This window comes from Campylobacter concisus (assembly GCF_902460675.1).
Lineage (GTDB): Bacteria > Campylobacterota > Campylobacteria > Campylobacterales > Campylobacteraceae > Campylobacter_A > Campylobacter_A concisus_AJ.
Genome location: NZ_CABPUQ010000001.1, coordinates 1,394,658 through 1,411,265, shown reverse-complemented (window position 1 = coordinate 1,411,265; position 16,608 = coordinate 1,394,658). Strand labels below are relative to the sequence as shown.

17 protein-coding genes are annotated in these 16,608 nt (G+C 40.4%); 14 read left to right on the top strand and 3 right to left on the bottom strand.

Annotated features, from left to right (window positions below; translation table 11 throughout):
* Positions 1-131 precede the first annotated feature (131 nt).
* Genes F3G88_RS06870 through ccoS form a run of 3 tightly spaced genes read left to right on the top strand, consistent with a single transcriptional unit; the run spans position 132 to position 3,396 of the window.
* The gene (locus F3G88_RS06870) at positions 132-752 is read left to right on the top strand and encodes a helix-turn-helix transcriptional regulator (protein ID WP_149715723.1); all 621 of its coding nucleotides are present in this window, start codon (positions 132-134) and stop codon (positions 750-752) included.
* On the top strand, positions 749-3,127 hold the full coding sequence (locus F3G88_RS06865) for a heavy metal translocating P-type ATPase (RefSeq protein WP_149715722.1): 2,379 nt from the start codon (positions 749-751) through the stop codon (positions 3,125-3,127). Before F3G88_RS06870 ends, F3G88_RS06865 begins: the two co-directional genes overlap by 4 nt.
* Positions 3,127-3,396: a cbb3-type cytochrome oxidase assembly protein CcoS gene (gene ccoS, locus F3G88_RS06860; RefSeq protein ID WP_149715721.1), complete on the top strand. Its 270-nt coding sequence runs from the start codon at positions 3,127-3,129 to the stop codon at positions 3,394-3,396. The genes F3G88_RS06865 and ccoS overlap by 1 nt, the downstream gene beginning before the upstream one ends.
* Here the strand turns inward: ccoS and F3G88_RS06855 are convergent.
* Positions 3,331-3,939, bottom strand: a complete 609-nt coding sequence (locus F3G88_RS06855) for a LysE/ArgO family amino acid transporter (RefSeq protein ID WP_223228742.1) — start codon at positions 3,937-3,939, stop codon at positions 3,331-3,333. The genes ccoS and F3G88_RS06855 overlap by 66 nt on opposite strands.
* A gap of 117 nt (positions 3,940-4,056) precedes the next feature.
* Between F3G88_RS06855 and F3G88_RS06850 the strand changes: the two genes are divergently transcribed.
* Positions 4,057-5,718: a DNA polymerase III subunit gamma/tau gene (locus F3G88_RS06850; RefSeq protein WP_149715719.1), complete on the top strand. Its 1,662-nt coding sequence runs from the start codon at positions 4,057-4,059 to the stop codon at positions 5,716-5,718.
* A gap of 778 nt (positions 5,719-6,496) precedes the next feature.
* Here F3G88_RS06850 and glnA read toward each other — a convergent pair.
* Entirely contained in the window at positions 6,497-7,927 is a 1,431-nt protein-coding gene (gene glnA, locus F3G88_RS06845) for a type I glutamate--ammonia ligase (RefSeq protein WP_103575036.1), read from the bottom strand.
* Positions 7,928-8,014: 87 nt separating this feature from the next.
* The gene (locus tag F3G88_RS06840) at positions 8,015-8,794 is read right to left on the bottom strand and encodes a histidinol-phosphatase (RefSeq protein WP_149715718.1); all 780 of its coding nucleotides are present in this window, start codon (positions 8,792-8,794) and stop codon (positions 8,015-8,017) included.
* 136 nt (positions 8,795-8,930) lie between these two features.
* On the opposite strand from F3G88_RS06840, the gene F3G88_RS06835 reads away from it, so the two are divergent.
* Genes F3G88_RS06835 through F3G88_RS06790 form a run of 10 tightly spaced genes read left to right on the top strand, consistent with a single transcriptional unit; the run spans position 8,931 to position 16,568 of the window.
* Positions 8,931-9,689 carry a chemotaxis protein gene (locus tag F3G88_RS06835; protein WP_103567337.1) on the top strand — a complete coding sequence of 253 codons (759 nt, stop codon included), beginning with the start codon at positions 8,931-8,933 and terminating at the stop codon, positions 9,687-9,689.
* Positions 9,689-10,948, top strand: a complete 1,260-nt coding sequence (locus tag F3G88_RS06830) for a peptidase U32 family protein (RefSeq protein ID WP_149715717.1) — start codon at positions 9,689-9,691, stop codon at positions 10,946-10,948. Before F3G88_RS06835 ends, F3G88_RS06830 begins: the two co-directional genes overlap by 1 nt.
* A complete protein-coding gene (gene purE / locus F3G88_RS06825) occupies positions 10,945-11,439 on the top strand; it encodes a 5-(carboxyamino)imidazole ribonucleotide mutase (protein ID WP_149715716.1) in 495 nt (164 codons plus the stop codon). Before F3G88_RS06830 ends, purE begins: the two co-directional genes overlap by 4 nt.
* Positions 11,440-11,450: 11 nt before the next feature.
* A complete protein-coding gene (locus tag F3G88_RS06820; protein WP_002942132.1) occupies positions 11,451-11,924 on the top strand; it encodes a DUF3972 domain-containing protein in 474 nt (157 codons plus the stop codon).
* Positions 11,925-11,927: 3 nt separating this feature from the next.
* Positions 11,928-12,344: a GyrI-like domain-containing protein gene (locus F3G88_RS06815; protein ID WP_149715715.1), complete on the top strand. Its 417-nt coding sequence runs from the start codon at positions 11,928-11,930 to the stop codon at positions 12,342-12,344.
* Positions 12,345-12,354: 10 nt separating this feature from the next.
* Positions 12,355-13,215 carry a glycine--tRNA ligase subunit alpha gene (gene glyQ / locus F3G88_RS06810; RefSeq protein WP_103573266.1) on the top strand — a complete coding sequence of 287 codons (861 nt, stop codon included), beginning with the start codon at positions 12,355-12,357 and terminating at the stop codon, positions 13,213-13,215.
* Positions 13,216-13,221: 6 nt separating this feature from the next.
* Complete coding sequence (locus F3G88_RS06805) at positions 13,222-13,944, top strand: Nif3-like dinuclear metal center hexameric protein (RefSeq protein WP_149715714.1); 723 nt, start codon at positions 13,222-13,224, stop codon at positions 13,942-13,944.
* A 16-nt stretch (positions 13,945-13,960) separates the two neighbouring features.
* Entirely contained in the window at positions 13,961-14,668 is a 708-nt protein-coding gene (locus tag F3G88_RS06800) for a zinc ribbon domain-containing protein (RefSeq protein WP_002941798.1), read from the top strand.
* A gap of 8 nt (positions 14,669-14,676) precedes the next feature.
* The gene (gene waaA / locus F3G88_RS06795) at positions 14,677-15,813 is read left to right on the top strand and encodes a lipid IV(A) 3-deoxy-D-manno-octulosonic acid transferase (protein WP_149715713.1); all 1,137 of its coding nucleotides are present in this window, start codon (positions 14,677-14,679) and stop codon (positions 15,811-15,813) included.
* Complete coding sequence (locus F3G88_RS06790; protein ID WP_107830391.1) at positions 15,810-16,568, top strand: RluA family pseudouridine synthase; 759 nt, start codon at positions 15,810-15,812, stop codon at positions 16,566-16,568. Before waaA ends, F3G88_RS06790 begins: the two co-directional genes overlap by 4 nt.
* Positions 16,569-16,608: the final 40 nt, after the last annotated feature.

Sequence of the window (16,608 nt, the reverse complement as noted above, 5' to 3'; positions counted from 1 at the left end):
ATTTAAAAAATTATAGATAAAAAATTATTATTACCACTTAAATTTCACAAATTTTCATAAAAAATTATATTTTTCTTATCGAAAATTTAAAAATATTTTGGCTAAACTTAAACAAAAACAAAAGGCGCCTTATGCATCCTATATTAAAGGCATTTATCCCAACGGCAAATCTCATACAAAAAAGCTCGCCATTTGCCTGCGAAGTCGTCCTGCACGATCTCTCAAACCCACAGCGCTCAGTCGTTTACGTGGCTGGCGACGTCACTGGCAGAAAGGTCGGACAAAGCTTTGACCACCTTGTAAGCGAGGTCTTAAACAGCAAAAATTTCAAAGACGACTACGTGGCAAACTACTTTTTTACAAAGGATGAAAAACTGGTAAAGTCCTCAACCGCCTTCATAAGAGACGAGCTCGGCGAGATCATCGGAGCGATATGCGTAAATGTCGATGCAAGCGTGGCAAAGAGCCTTTTTGAAATGGCTGGGAATTTCTTAAAAACGAGTGAAAATGAGCCAAAGAGCGAGCAAAACGACGATGTGATGCAGATCGTCTTAAATTTGATCGACAAGATCATCGCCAAAAACGAGGGCAAAAAGCTCAAAAAGGAGCAAAAGCTAGAGCTAGTGGGCTTTATGAACGAAAAGGGCATTTTTAACATAAAGGGCGCTATCGAGGTCGTGGCAGCCAAGCTAAACGTCTCAAAGATCACGATATACGGCTATTTAGACCAGCTTAAAAAGAAGCGCCCGTGAAGTGTAGGTGCGCTCACTGCAAGCAAAGCTTTGATGAAAGCGCGATGATAGAGGCTAGTGACGGGCTTAAGTTTTGCTGCGCTGGCTGCAAAGGTGTCTATGAAATTTTAAATGAAAGTGGTCTTGGCGAGTTTTATGAACGACTTGGCAAAAATACGCTAAATCCTGCAAGTAGCGGCGCAAATGTCAAAAATTTAGCGGCAAATTTTAGCGAGCTAGTGACAAAAGAGGGCGAGTTTTCTAAAATTTCACTTCTCATTGACGGCATAACCTGCTCAGCGTGCATCTGGCTGCTTGAAAAGGCGCTTTTTAGTCTGCCTGGCATTTTGGAGGTAAATATCAACTCGCTTAGCCAAAAGGCAGTCATCGTTTTTGACGAGCAAGAGCTTTTGGTGGAACAGATAATTGAGAAAATTTACGCCGTTGGCTACACTCCAAAGGCCTACGCAGCGAGCCAAAAAGAGGACGAACTAGTCAAAAAAAGGCGAAATTTCTACGCAAAAGCGCTTGTTGGCGTCTTTGCCACGATGAATATCATGTGGCTGGCGATCGCGCAGTATGGCGGCTACTTTAGCGGCATTAGAAGCGACGTGAAGGATCTGCTAAGCTTTGCGCAGTTTGTGCTGGCAACGCCAGTGCTTTTCTACACTGGCAGCGAGTTTTTTAAAGGGGCGAAAATAGCCATTAAAAACGCCTCGCCAAATATGGACCTGCTCGTTATCACTGGGGCTAGCATAACATATATCTACTCGATCTTTGCGATGTTTACGAGAAGCGGCGAGAGCTATTTTGACTCGGTTGCTATGATCATAACCTTTGTTTTTATCGGTAAATTTTTAGAAATTTTAGGCAAGAAAAAGGCACTTGAAACATCAAATTTCTTAAGCGATATGCTGCTTGCAAAAGTGTGCGTTTTGGAGGATGGTAAGGACATTTTAAAAGAGCCAAAGGATGTAAATTTAGGCGAAAAGATCGTGCTAAGAGCTGGCGAAAGAGCGCTGATTGACGGAGTGGTGCTTGGCGGTGAGGCAAGTATCGATAGCTCAAGCCTAACAGGCGAAAGTTTGTCACTTTTGCTAAGCTGTGGTGGCGAGGTTAAAAGCGGTGTCATCTGTCTAAACGGGCAGATCGTCTATGAGGCAAGGCAAATTTTTAAAAACTCATACCTTAATAAGCTTATAAATTTGCTCCAAAATGCAGAGCTAAAAAAGCCAAATATCGAGCTAGCAGTCAATAAAATCGCCTCGAAATTCTCTCTTAGTGTGCTAACTTTAGCGTTTTTTACATTTTGGTTTTGGTACTTTAAATTTAGCTTTTCAGAAGCGGTAGTGACAGCTGTGAGCGTCATCGTGATCGCTTGCCCTTGTGCGCTTGCCCTTGCCACGCCAGTTAGCAGCGTTTGCGCCCTTGGGGTTGCCTTTAAAAACAAGGTGCTTTTTAAGGAGGCTAAATTTTTTGAAAGCTTAGCAAAGTGCGATGTGGCGGTATTTGACAAGACTGGGACGCTCACAAAGGCTAAATTTGAAGTTGGCGAGTTTTTTATAAAAGAGGGCGTGGATATAGATAAAATTTACTCGCTTTGCCTCATCTCAAATCACCAAATAAGCGTTGCGGTGGCCGAGTTTTTAAAACAAAAGGGTGCAAAAAAAGTTGAGCTTGAAAATGCAAATTTAAGCGTGGCAAAGGGAGTTAGCACTGATATTGCGGGTGAGCGTTTTGTCGCTGGGAGCAAGCGCTTTTTGGCTGAAAATGGGGTGGAATTTGATGAGAGCGAAGAAAATGTGAGCCTTTTTGTTGGCAAGCAGGGCGAGCTGGTGGCTAAATTTTACCTAAAAGATAGCGTAAAGCCCGAAGCAAAGGCTCTCATAGATGAGCTAAAAGCAGCTGGATTAGAGACCTTTATCCTAAGTGGCGACGTGCAAAATGAGGTAAAAAATGTGGCAGATGGTCTTGGTGTGAGCGAGTTTAGAGCAGGGATGTTGCCTGATGAGAAGGCTAAATTTATAGCTGGTCTCAAACAGCAGGGCAAAAAGGTGCTGATGGTTGGAGACGGCATAAACGACGCAGCCGCGCTTAGCCTCGCTCACGTGGCTATTTGTATGGGAAGTGGCGCGGCGGTGAGCTTAGAGAAAAGCGACGTGGTGCTACTTGATGATAGCCTGCAAAGTCTTGCAAAAGCGGTGAAAATTTCAAAATTTACCTATAAAACGATAAAGCAAAATTTACTCTTTTGCCTGCTTTATAACGCCCTTAGCCTGCCATTTGCTGTCTGTGGCTACGTCATGCCGCTATTTGCCGCGCTTTTCATGTCGGCAAGCTCGCTAAGCGTCATACTAAACTCGCTTTTTATAGTTAGAAAATTTAAGGATAGATAGTGGATACAACGACTCTTGCGATGCTTGTTTTGGTCTCTGTTTTGATGGGGGCGGCCTTGCTTTTTGGCGTGCTTTGGGGGATAAAAAATAGGCAGTTTGAAGACTACCGCAAATTTTTAGACGGAGCAAATTTAGATGGCGAAGACGCGCTAAATGAAGCTTATGCGCTCGAACTTCGCAAAAAAGAGGCGCTAAAAAAGAGGCTAGAAGCTAGCAAAAATGAGCATGAAAGCAAGGGAGAGCATTATGAGACCGACAAAAAACTCTAAAATTTTCCAAGAGATGGGCCTTGCAAAAATGGGCGCTAAAAACCTAGCCAGATAGCCAAGTGTGAAGAAAAAACAAAACGAGGCAAGACTAGCACCCACGCCAAATATCAAATTTTCATCTTTAAATTTAGTAGAAACTGAGCCTATTAGTATCATCGTGTCAAGATAGACGTGAGGATTTAGCCAGGTAAAAGCGAGCGTTAAAAGGATATTTTTCTTTAAATTTGATCTGGCATAATCGCTGCTGGTATCCATGCTAAGGTCCTTAAAAAAGCACGTGTGAAAGCTCTTTAGTGCGTAAAATAGTAAAAATAAAAAGCCACCATATAGGGCGATTTGCTTGATGATAGAAAAATTTTGCACGAGGCTAGCAAGTCCAAAAACTCCTGCAAAGATCAAGGCAGCATCGCTAATAGCGCAAATAAGGCAGATGATAAAGATATTTTCTCTTTTGATGCCCTGTTTTAGCACAAATGCGTTTTGCGCGCCTATAGCTAAAATGAGTGATAAAGAGGTGAAAAATCCAGATATAAATGCTTGCAAATTTATCCTTTCCGCTAAAGTTTGGCTTAAATTTAGCAAAATTTAACTTTATCATAACCATAAATTTATGCCTTTTTTTATAAAATCAGCAAATTAAAATTGCAAAAAGGAAAGCAGTTGCAAGCACTAGCCCTAAAATATCGACCAAAAAATTTTGACGAGCTCATCGGACAAGAAGCCGTAAGCAAGAGCCTAACCCACGCACTTGATGAGAACAGAGTGAGCCATGCTTATTTGTTTTCAGGCCTTAGGGGAAGTGGCAAGACATCGAGCGCTAGGATATTTGCAAAGGCTTTGGTCTGCGAGAAAGGGCCAACTTCTAGGCCTTGCGAGGTCTGCGCGCAGTGCGTGATGGCAAACGAGTCGCGCCACATGGACATCATCGAGATGGACGCAGCCAGCCACAGAAAGATCGACGACATAAGGGAGCTTATCGAGCAGACAAAGTACGCTCCGACGGCTGCTAGATATAAAATTTTTATCATCGACGAAGTGCATATGCTAACAAAAGAGGCGTTTAATGCCCTTCTTAAAACGCTTGAAGAGCCGCCAAGCTATGTTAAATTTATCTTAGCGACTACCGACCCACTTAAGCTGCCAACAACGGTGCTTTCAAGGACGCAGCATTTTAGATTTAAGCAGATAAGCAGATATGAGATCGTAAAACACCTTGAATTTATCCTTAGCAAAGAGGGCGTGAGCTACGAGAGGGAGGCGCTTGAGATACTAGCTAGAAGTGGCGGCGGCTCGCTAAGAGATACGCTAACGCTGCTTGATCAAGCTATCATTTATGGCGCTGGCAATATCACAAAATCAAGCGTGGCAGCGATGCTCGGACTTCTTGATCCAAGTAGGATCGAGCAGATCATCGAGCACGTTGCAAATGCCGATAAAAACGCCATTAGGGTGCTAGTAACCGAGCTTGAGACCTATGAGCCAGATATGATCATAGATGAAATTTTGGCAAATTTAAAGCAGAGATTTTTAGACAATGACCCAAAATTTTCACTTCTTATATATGAGAGATTTTTTAGGATTTTGGCGCAGGCAAAGTCGATGCTAAGCGTATCAAGCGACAATGGCTTTGTGCTGATGCTTATGCTTTTTATGATGATAGAGGCGCTAAATTTACAAGATATCGATGAAGCCATAAAGCTTGCTAAGAGCGAGCCTAGCGTGGCTATAGAGCCAAAAGCTGGCGTGAGTGAGCAAATTTTAGCCGTAAGAGAAGCGCCAAAGTCTCCGTACGAGCAGTTTGTGGCAAAAATTTATGATAGAAGCTTTGAGCTTGGAGAAATTTTTAAAAATCACATAAGTTTTAGCTTTTTAAATGAGAATGAGCTTGGCTTAGTCGTCAATGCAACTGGCGACGAGCTGGCATTTTTCAAAAAAAGCTGGGGCGTAATGCATGAAATTTTACATACAATTTTTGGTAAAAAAATAAAGATCGTAAATGCTAAAACTCAAATTTCAGCCCCAAAGCCTGAGCCGCAAACTCCGCCACAAGAGCCACAGGATAAATATAGCTACCTTGACGAGGAGATCGCTAAGATAAAGGCTAGACAGCAAGACGAGCAAAAAGATGAGCCAGTAAGCAAGCCCGAGGTAGCGCCTGAAACTAGCGTAAATACGCTATCTCAGCCGCAAAATGACTTTGCAAAAGAGCTGATGTCGCTAAGTCAGAGCAAAAGTCCAGAGGAGCTTAAAAAGCAAAGGGAAGAGGGCGTGATAAAAGAGGCAAATAGGCTCTTTGGACAGCCTGAAGTGCAAAATAGCTAGGGGTTTGGCTGTTTTGTAAATTTGACTTTTTGATCTAAATTTCTAAACAAAAGTGGTCAAATTTAGCTTTTTTAATAAATTTATCTGCTGTGGCAATATTGGCTCTAAATTTATATTGCAAATTTAAAAGAGCCAGGGCTTGTTAAATTTGACCTTTTAATTAGGCAGATAAGTTTAAAGCTTTGGCAAATTTACTCCCTGTCTGCAAAATAAAATTTAATTCTATTTTTAACCACCGTAGGATTTTATATTTCAAATTTGAAGTTTAAAATTTATCCGATGCGGTTTTTTTGGATATAAACTTAAATTTCTAAATTTGCATGAACTTAGGCTTATTAAATTTAACCTTTCTAAAGCAAAATTTCTAAATAAAATTAGTCAAATTTAGCTTGTTGTTTTGTTTTGATGCTTAAATTTAAAGCCAAAATTTATCTGCTATGACCATTTTTGCTTGGAAAAATCTCTAAACTAAAAAACAAATTTACAATGGCTATGACTTGTTGATTTTTAAATTTATCCTTTTGGACAAAATTTCTAAACAAAAGTAGCCAAAATTTTGATAGGTGTTCTTGTTTTTATGTTTAAAGCTTGAAGTCTTAAATTTATCCGCCATGGCTTTTTTGGATATGAGCTTAAATTTCTAAATTTGCATGAGTTTGGGCTTATTAAATTTAAAATTTATTCTTGTGCGTAAAGCCAAATTTAGATCAAAATTTAACTATATAGACTTTATATTTAAAAAAAATCCCCAAGCCCAAAAAAGCTTGGAGATTGCGTTTTAGCAAGAGAAGCAAGTCTTAAACTCATAAGCGGTTGGGCGCGCTTCGTAAGGCCAAACCTGAGTTTCAAATTTCATGTGTTGATAAGTGTCGATGAAAAGATCGCTCATTATCGGTTTTAGGTATTCGTTATCGCGGATAAGCGCTTCAAGGCTGCCACGAAGCGTGTGTGGGAGCTGCTCGATGCCGCGTTCTCTGATCTCATCAAGGTGAAGTTTAAATAAATTTTCATCCATCGGACCAACTGGCTCGTATTTGTGTTTAACGCCGTCAAGGCCTGCCATTAGCATCGCTGAGAAGGCTAGATAAGGGTTTGCCGTGCTATCAGGGAATCTCATCTCAGCTCTAACTGACTTCTCGCCAGCGCCGTAAGGTATGCGGATGCTCGCTGAGCGGTTTTGGCTAGAGTATGTGAGGATAGATGGCGCTTCAAAGCCTGGGATTAGGCGTTTGTAGCTGTTTGTGCTAGGGTTTGTAAAGGCTGCGACACTTCTTGCGTGTTTTAAAACTCCGCCGATGTAGTGCCTTGCAAAGTCACTTAAATTTGCGTAGTTGCCCTCTTTGTAGAATAAATTTTTGCCATCTTTCCAGACTGATTGATGCACGTGCATGCCGCTGCCGTTGTCGCCATAAAGTGGTTTTGGCATAAAAGTAACTGTCTTGCCGTTTAGGTGAGCGACCATGCGAACGACATATTTGTAGATTTGAACGTTGTCAGCAGCCTCGACTAAGTTGCCAAATTTCACGCCGATCTCGCCCTGACCTTGAGCGACTTCGTGGTGTCCTAAAAATACTTCAAGGCCAACTTGCTCTAAAACTTGCATCATTTCAGCTCTTAGATCGACCATGCTATCGATTGGCTGAGTCATCAAGTAGCCGCCTTTTCTGCGTGGGCGGTGACCTGTGTTGTAGCTATCTTTGAAGTCCGCAGCGTCGTTCCACTCGCCTTCTTCACTATCTACTTGATACATCGCGCAGTTTGGGCTGTCGATGATTTTGACGTTGTCAAATACAAAAAATTCATTCTCAGGGCCAAAATATGCCTCGTCGCCAAGTCCGCTATCTTTTACATATTGCATCGCTCTTTTTGCGATCGAGCGAGGGCATTTTTCGTAAATTTGACCTTTGTAAATGTCGTAGATATCGCAAAAAACAACGACTGTGATGTCAGAGGTAAATGGGTCCAAAAACGCAGATGTCGCTTCTGGCTTCATTATCATATCGCTCTTGTCGATTGGCTGCCAGCCGTTCATCGAGCTAGCGTCCATTGGGATGCCGTTTGTGAAATTCTCTTTTGTAACAGCTTTTATGTTGTAGCTTATGCTGTGCCAAGCGCCGTTTAGATCGGTAAATCTAAAATCTACAAATTTAACTTCATTTTCTTTGCAAAAATCAAAAAAATGATCGATGTTTTGGACAAATTTTCCCATTTTTTATCTCCTTCTGGTTTTTAATTTTCGTATTGTATCACAAAATTTTATATTTAAGATTATCTTTATATTTTATTTGACCCCAAACTAAAATTTTACTAATTCTCTATCTCTATTTTTAAATATCGCACACTTTGAATATCCCAAATTTCTAGCTATCTGCTCGCAAATTTCGCCGTTTTTACCGATATCTTCTTTGGCATGAGCGTCTGAGCCAAAGGTGATAGTGATGTCATTTTCAGCGATTAGCTCAAGTAAATTTACGCTTGGATATTGCTCGCCGATAGGTTTTCTAAAGCCAGCTGCGTTTATCTCGACTACCAAATTTGCCTCTTTTATCGCTTTTATCGCGTTTTTGGCTAAGATCCTGACATCTTTTTTGGGTAAAAATTTAAATAGCTTTAAAAGATCGATGTGCCCCATGATGTCAAATTTACAAAGTTTGGCTGATCTTTCTATGTGGTCAAAATACTCTTGCCAAATTTGATCCAAGTCTTTGCCCTCGTAACCACCGATAAATTCAGGGTTGTCAAACGCCCAGCCGTTAAAAAAATGCACAGAGCCTATTAGATAATCAACCTTTCTAGCAAAAACTCGCTCGTCCATAAAACCATCTAAAAAGTCCATCTCGTAGCCAAGTAAAATTTCTATCTCACCGCTAAATTCCTCTCTTAAACGTAAAATTTCGTCTTCGTAGCTTTGCATCTCTTCAAATTTCATCCTATAAGCTTCATCGTAGTTCATCGGTGCGTGATCGCTAAAGCCAAAGTATCTTGTGCCGGCTTTTATGGCGCATCTCACAAATTCTAGCGGTTCGCCAACTGCGTGGTTGCAAAGAGGTGTGTGGTTGTGAAGATCGACGGTCATTTTTAGCCTTTTAAAGTCGTTTATTTTTCAAAAATGCTACCTAAAATTTGATAAATTTAAAGATAAACGCATACTTTTTAAACTTTCTTTTTATTTAAATCCTATATAATCAAGGCAAATTTTATTAGGAGCTTTTATGACCCAAGAGGAACTTGACGCGCTTATGGCAGGCGGACTAGAGGATGATTTAGGTGATACTAAAGATGCCAGCCAAGAGGTCGCGGACGTCAAAGAGGAAACAGACGAGGTAGCAGAAGTTGCAGAGGCAATGAGTGCTAAAGCAGATGAGCCACAAGCAAAGTCAGAGAGTAGCTCAAAACAGAGCGAAAACTACAGAGTGAGCGCAGACGGCGTTTGGCCACCACCACCACCAACTGAAGACCATAAAATGGTGCATCAGCTTGACGATGTGACAAGAGATAGCGAAGAGAAAGCTACTCAGATGTTTGACAAGCTTGAGACGATAAATAACTTTTTTATGGATGCTGAGAGCGACTCAAATAGCCTAAAAGACGCGATAAACTCAAACGTTGAGCTATTTACAACGCTAAGTGAGAAATTTCCAAATATCGCCGCATTTAGCGAGGCTTTGGAGAAAAACAACTCGCTTCTTGGCACGATCGATAATATCATCTCAAATTTACAAATGGGACAAGATGAGATCATGATGGCTATGGATATGATGCAGTATCAAGACATCCACAGACAAAAGATCGAGCGTGTTATCAACGTTATGAGGGCACTTAGCAAATATATGAATACATTGTTTGAAGGTCGTATCGATGACGATAAGCGCGTGGGATCTGCTGTTCATATCGCAGGTGACACAACGACTGAAAACCTTGTCAGTAACGACGACATCGAAGCCTTGATAGAAAGTCTGGGTAAAAAATAGTGCTAAAAAGGCCTGAGCTTTTATCTCCAGCTGGAAATTTAACAAAACTTAAAATCGCCCTTGAATACGGAGCCGACGCTGTTTATGGCTCGGTGGCTAGCTTTTCACTAAGGACTAGATCGGCAAGGGAGTTTAACCTTGAGACTTTCAAAGAGGCGATAGACTACACACACGAAAAGGGAAAGAAATTTTATGCGACTATAAATGCCTTTCCTTTTAACTCTCAGATAGAGCCGCTAAAAAGGCACTTACAAACCATCTCAGCGATGAAGCCAGACGCCTTTATCATCGCAACTCCAGGCGTTATGAGCCTAGCAAAAGAGATCGCTCCAGATATCGAGATACACCTCTCAACTCAGGCAAACGTTATGAACGTACTGGACGCTAAAATTTATCACGACATGGGTGCAAAACGCATTGTTGTGGCTAGAGAGATGAATTTAAAAGATGTTATAAAGATAAAAGAGGAAATTCCGACCCTTGATATCGAAATTTTCGTCCATGGCTCGATGTGCTTTGCCTACTCTGGCAGGTGCTTAGTAAGCTCAGTGCAAAGCGGACGTATGTCAAACCGCGGTAGCTGTGCAAATGACTGCAGGTTTAAGTATGAACTCTACGCCAAAAACGAAGAGAGTGGCGTGCTTTTTCGCTTAGAAGAGGACGAAAATGGCACTCACATCATGAACTCAAAGGATCTTTGCCTTATCTCACACATCAAAGAGATCGTTGATAGCGGTGTCATTGATAGCTTCAAGATAGAGGGCCGCACAAAGAGCGAATACTACGCAGCCTGCACGGCAAGAGCCTATAAAATGGCAATAGATGACGCTATGGATGATAAATTTGACGCGCAAATTTATGAAAATGAGATAAATACGCTGAAAAATCGTGGCTTTACGGACGGCTACTTGGTGCATAGACCTTATGAGCGAACCGATACGCAAAATCACACGAGCAGCCTAGAAGAGGGCACTCATCAGGTAAATGCTATAAGTGAAGACGGTGAGTTTTTTAAGTGCAAATATAAAATTTTCCCAGATAAGAGCTACGAGATCGTGGCGCCAACTGGCTCACACATAGATGATAGTGAAAATGAAATTTCAAAGGTCTATTCGCAAGATGGCAAGAAATTTATCAAATTTAAGCAGCTTGTCACTAAAAAAGGCAAGATCATGAGCGAAATTCACAGCGGCAATGAAAATGAGATAAACCTCGGCGTTAAGCTGCCAAAATTTAGTTTTTTAAGGGAGAAAATATGAAATTTGTTTCTATTATAATGGGAAGTAAAAGTGACTATGAGATCGTTAGTGAGACGGCAAAGACTCTGGAGAAATTTGGCGTAAAATATGAACTGATAATCAGCTCAGCCCACAGAAGCCCAAAAAGAACTAGCGAATACGTCGCAAATGCCGAGAAAAAGGGCGCAAAAGTCTTCATCGCAGCTGCTGGTATGGCGGCTCACCTAGCTGGAGCGATAGCTGCAAACACAACAAAACCAGTGATCGGCATACCAATGGCCGGCTCAGCTCTAAGCGGTGTAGACGCGCTTTACTCAACTGTGCAAATGCCAAGTGGCATGCCAGTGGCGACCTTAGCTATCGGCAAGGCTGGCGCGATAAATGCAGCCTATCTTGCGGTGCAAATTTTAGCCCTTGAAGATGAGGGGCTAGCAAATGTGCTCAAAGCTGACAGAGAGGCAAAGATAAAGGCTTTAGAGGATGATTCTTCAAAGGTTGAAGTGATACTATAAAAGGAGAAGCGGTGCAGACCTATCTTGGAGTTGATGAATTTTGCAAACTTGTGCACTTGGAGCGCGAAGTTATCGAGGATATGATAAATCGTGGCGTTTTAAAAACCAAAGAGGAAAATGGAGAAATTTTGATAGAAGCGAGCGAGGGAACGATGAGCGTGGTGCCTAGTGTTTCGCAAAATTTATCCTTGCAGCCGCAAAGCCAAGATGGTTTTAGCTTTGTTGAAAAGACGATCGGCACGATACTAAATTTGCACGAAAAGGTGCTTGACGCAAAAGATGAGACGCTTGAGACCTTAAGAAATGAGAATAAATTTTTAAAAGAGGCGCTCATTTCGATGCAAGAGCTCTATGACGAGGATAGAAAAACGGTCGAAACACTTACAAAACAGCTTAAAATTTCACAAGATGAAGTTGAATTTCTAAAGCGAAAATACAAGCTCATGTGGAACCAAGCGGTTGAAAATTTTAACGGACAAAAGTAGTTTATGAAGATTATAAATTTAGAAAATAGCTTTGAAATTTATGGAGTAAAAACTCGCACTAAAAATGAAGATGAAATGGACGGCAACGGCAAAATTCCAGCTTTATGGTCCAAATTTATGAATGAATACTATGATGGCAAGAGTGAAATTTATAGTGTTTACTGTAACTACGAAAGTGATTTTAATGGACATTACGATAACTTCATCGGCACAATATCACGCCAAAAAGATAGTGAAAATTTAAATATACAAAGCGGAAAGTACGCTCTTTTTAGCTTTGCAAATGAGCCACAAAATGTTGCAAAATTTTGGGATGAAATTTGGAGATATTTTGAAAGTAGCGAGCTAGAAAGAACCTATAAAACAGACTTTGAAAAATACCTAAAAAATAAAATAGAAATTTATATATCAATAAAATAAAAGGCAAAAAATGACATTTTCACAAATAATACTAACGCTTCAAAACTATTGGCAAGAGCAAGGCTGCGTCATACTTCAGCCATACGACATGCCAGCAGGTGCGGGCACATATCATCAGGCGACATTTTTAAGAAGCCTCGGACCAAAGCCTTGGGCGACTGCCTACATAGCTCCAAGCCGCCGTCCGACTGATGGTAGATACGGAGAAAACCCAAACCGCCTTGGCGCTTACTATCAGTTTCAAGTGCTCATAAAACCAAGTCCAGAAAATATCCAAGAGCTTTATCTAAAAAGCCTTGAAAGACTTGGCCTAAATTTGAAAAATCACGACATCCGCTTTGTCGAAGACAACTGGGAGAGCCCGACACTTGGTGCTTGGGGGCTTGGCTGGGAGGTCTGGCTAGACGGCATGGAAGTGACGCAGTTTACCTATTTTCAACAAGTTGGCGGCATCGCATGCGAGCTCATATCTGGCGAGATAACATACGGCCTTGAGCGCTTAGCGATGTACTTGCAGGACGTAAATAGCGTCTACGACATCGTTTGGGACGACTCTAATGGCAGCATCGTAACCTACGCCGACGTGCATAAACAAGGCGAGTATGAGTGGAGCAAATATAACTTTGAAGTAGCAAATGTTGATATGCTTTTTAACCAGTTTGAAAACGCATTTAACGAGTGCAAACGCTGCTTGGAGGCTAAAATTTCACTGCCAGCTTACGACTACTGCATGCTTGCAGCTCATACGTTTAACGTCCTTGATGCGCGCGGAGCGATAAGCGTGACGCAAAGACAAGACTACATCTTAAAAATTCGCGAGCTTGCAAAAGATTGCGCGCTAACATATAAAGAGAGCTTAGAGCAAAAGTAAAATTTGATGAAAATAGCTGAAATTTATAAAATCTTAGATGAAATTTGCCCATTTGCAAGCCAAGAGTCTTGGGACAATAGCGGCCTGCAGGTTGGCTCATTTGACAGCGAATTTGAGCGAATTTATCTAAGCCTTGATATTGATAGCGAGCTTTTACAAAATGTCTTGCCAAACTCGCTCATCATCACCCATCATCCGCTCATTTTTAAGGGGTTAAAGTGCCTAGACTACAGCCTCTATCCAAGCTCGCTCATAAGAGAGATGGTGATAAAAAATATCTCGCTCATCTCACTTCATACAAATGCCGATCTTGCATTTTTAAATGAAAAATTTGTGACGCAGGTTTTGGGGCTTGAAATTTCAAGCAAAGAGGGCTTTTTGATCTACGCTGATGTGAAGATGAAATTTGGCGAGCTTTGTAAATTTGTAAAAGAAAAACTTGGGCTAGAAAATTTAAGAGCAGTTCATGCAAAAGATGAAATTTCTAAAATTTGCATCTGCACTGGAAGCGGCGCAGATCTCATCCAAGATGTCAAAGCAGACGCCTTTTTAACGGGCGATCTAAAGTATCACCAAGCCCTTTATGCAAAGGAAAATGGACTAAATTTGATCGACATAAACCACTATGAAAGCGAGCGTTATTTTAGTGATTTTTTAGCAAAATATTTGCAAAATCTAAAAATTGAAGTTATAATAAGCAATTCTAAAAATCCATTTACATATTGCTAACAAAAAAGGAAACATTATGAATAAATATTTGCAACAATTAGTTGAATTATCTGATCTTGACAAACAAATAGACGGCTTCACACCGCGCATACAAGAAGTAGAAAAAGCTTATAAAAGCATAGAAGAAGAGTGTGAAACTATAGCGGTTAATGTAGAAAGACTTGACGAAGAGGTAAATGATCTAAAATCACAAAAATCAGGCACAAACGCCCATATCGCAGAATTTAGCGCCAAGATCAAAGACGTAGCTAAAAAAAGCTCGAGCGCTAAAAGCGAAAAAGAGATAAAAGCTCTAGGTCTTGAAGAAGATATCGCAAAAGAGCAGCTTGAAGCAGCAAACGAAGAGATCGCTAGACTTGAAAAACTAATAGACAATAAAAATGCTCAAAAAGATGAGCTAAATGCTAAAAAAACAGAGCTTGAAGGAAATTTAGAAAAGATAAAAAGCGAGGTTTCATCTGAGCTTGAAAAGATCGAAAAAGAGCGCAAAGAGGTTTATGCTAAAAAAGATAAGCTTGTCGCTGCGATGAACCAAAAAATCCTAGCATTTTATGAAAAGATCAGAAAATGGGCTCACAACACAGCCGTTGTGCCTGTTAAAAAACAAGCTTGTTATGGCTGCTTCATGCAGATAAATGATAAAACTTTCTCTGCGGTTGTAAAAGGCGAAGATATCGTTACTTGCCCGCATTGTGGCAGAATTTTGTATAAACAAGAGCAATAACACGTTTCGTGATAATAATATATTATTTTTTAGCCTCAATACTCTACTTTTTTGGGGCTATTTTTCTACTTTTATTAAGTTTCAAAAAAAAATACCATAGATCAATCCCAGCACGTTTCTTTCTCTTTAATAATCCTAAATTTAAAGACGCAGATGTGCATTTTCACGCTTGCTCATTTGGCGAGGTGCAATCGCTTAAGCCTTTGATGCAAAAATTTGATAGCAAAGCCATAAGTGTCGTGACAAATACGGGATTTGAAGCGGCAAGCAAAATTTGTTCTAACACAAGATTTTTGCCATTTGAAATTTTCTTGCCATTTTGGCTAAAAAAGAGCAAAATTTTAGTCATTTTTGAGGCTGAGCTTTGGCTTATGCTAGTTTTCATGGCAAAGCTAAAAGGCAGCCGCGTGATACTCATAAACGGTAGAATTTCAGATAGAAGCTATAAAAGCTACCTGAAATTTGGCTTTTTTTACAGATATCTTTTTAAATTTATAGATAAAATTTACGCCCAAAGCGAACTTGATAAAGAGCGGCTAAAGTCGCTTGGAGCAGGTGAAATAGAGGTCGTTGGCAACATAAAAGCTGCATTTTTGCCAAGTGTAAGCAAAATTTATGAAAAGCCAAAAGTTAGAGTGATCGTGCTGGCAAGCACGCATGCGGGCGAAGAAGAGATGATTTTAGATAATTTAAATTTAAAAGAAAACGATCTATTAATCATCGCACCACGCCACCCTGAGAGATTTGCAGAGGTTGAAAAGATTGCAGGCGATTACACTAAAAAGCATGACTTTAGCTTTGCTAAATTTAGCCAAACACATAAATTTGATGCTAAGGTAAATTTACTTGATACTTTAGGCGAGCTTGTAAATGTCTATGCTATTAGCGATATAGTCGTGCTTGGAGGCAGTTTTGTGCCAAATATCGGTGGGCATAATCCAATCGAGTGCGCACAATTTAACCCAGTGATAATTAGCGGTGAGTTTATATTTAACCAAAAGGCGTTATTTGGCCTAGTTGAAAACATCTACATCGCAAAGGCCAGCGAGATCGGTGGCACAATAGATGGTAACGCCAAAAAGAGCAAGATCGCCGTGCAGGCCAGCGCTGATGCGATCATAGAAGATATAAGGAGCACTTTATGAGTGAAGAAAAAGCGTATAAAATTTTAGCCAAACAAAAAAATATCTCAAACAACGAGGCAAAGGAGCTAATCGACAGCGGGCTAGTCTATGCCAAGGGGCAAAAGGTAATGATAGCTCGTGCTTTGATGAGCGAAAATACCAAATTTAGTGTCGAAGAGATGCCAAAGCCAAGCGTTATCTTTGAAGATGAAAATTTAATAGCCATTAATAAACCAGCCGCCGTAACTAGTGAAAAAATCAGCCAAATGTATAAATTTCCACTCCTTCATAGGCTAGATAAAGACACAAGCGGCGTGCTACTTCTTGTAAAAAATGACGAATTTGCGAGCCTTGCCATAAATGAGTTTAAAAAGATGAAGGTTGAGAAAATTTACGTGGCCGCAGTTAGGGGTATCATGAGTGAAGAAGTGGTCGTAAATGAGCCGATCTTAACGATAAAAAATAAAAATGGCGCCATTTCAAAGATATCAAAAGATGGTAAAGAGGCGATTAGTGAAATTTCACCACTCATGGTTGTGGGCAAAAAAACGCTGGTAAAAGTTGCCATAAAAACAGGCAGAACGCACCAGATAAGGGTGCATTTGGCTAGCTTAAATTTACCGATAGTTGGCGATGAGAAATACGGCAAAAATAGAGCAAATAGAATGTTTTTGCATGCTTACTCTATCGCGCTTTTAAACTATAAATTTAAAGCACCGATTCCAAGAGAATTTAACTCTCTTGGATTTGAGATATCTAATAAATTTGAAATTTAAAGAGCAATAAAGAAATTATTTAGTAATATACGCCCTTTAA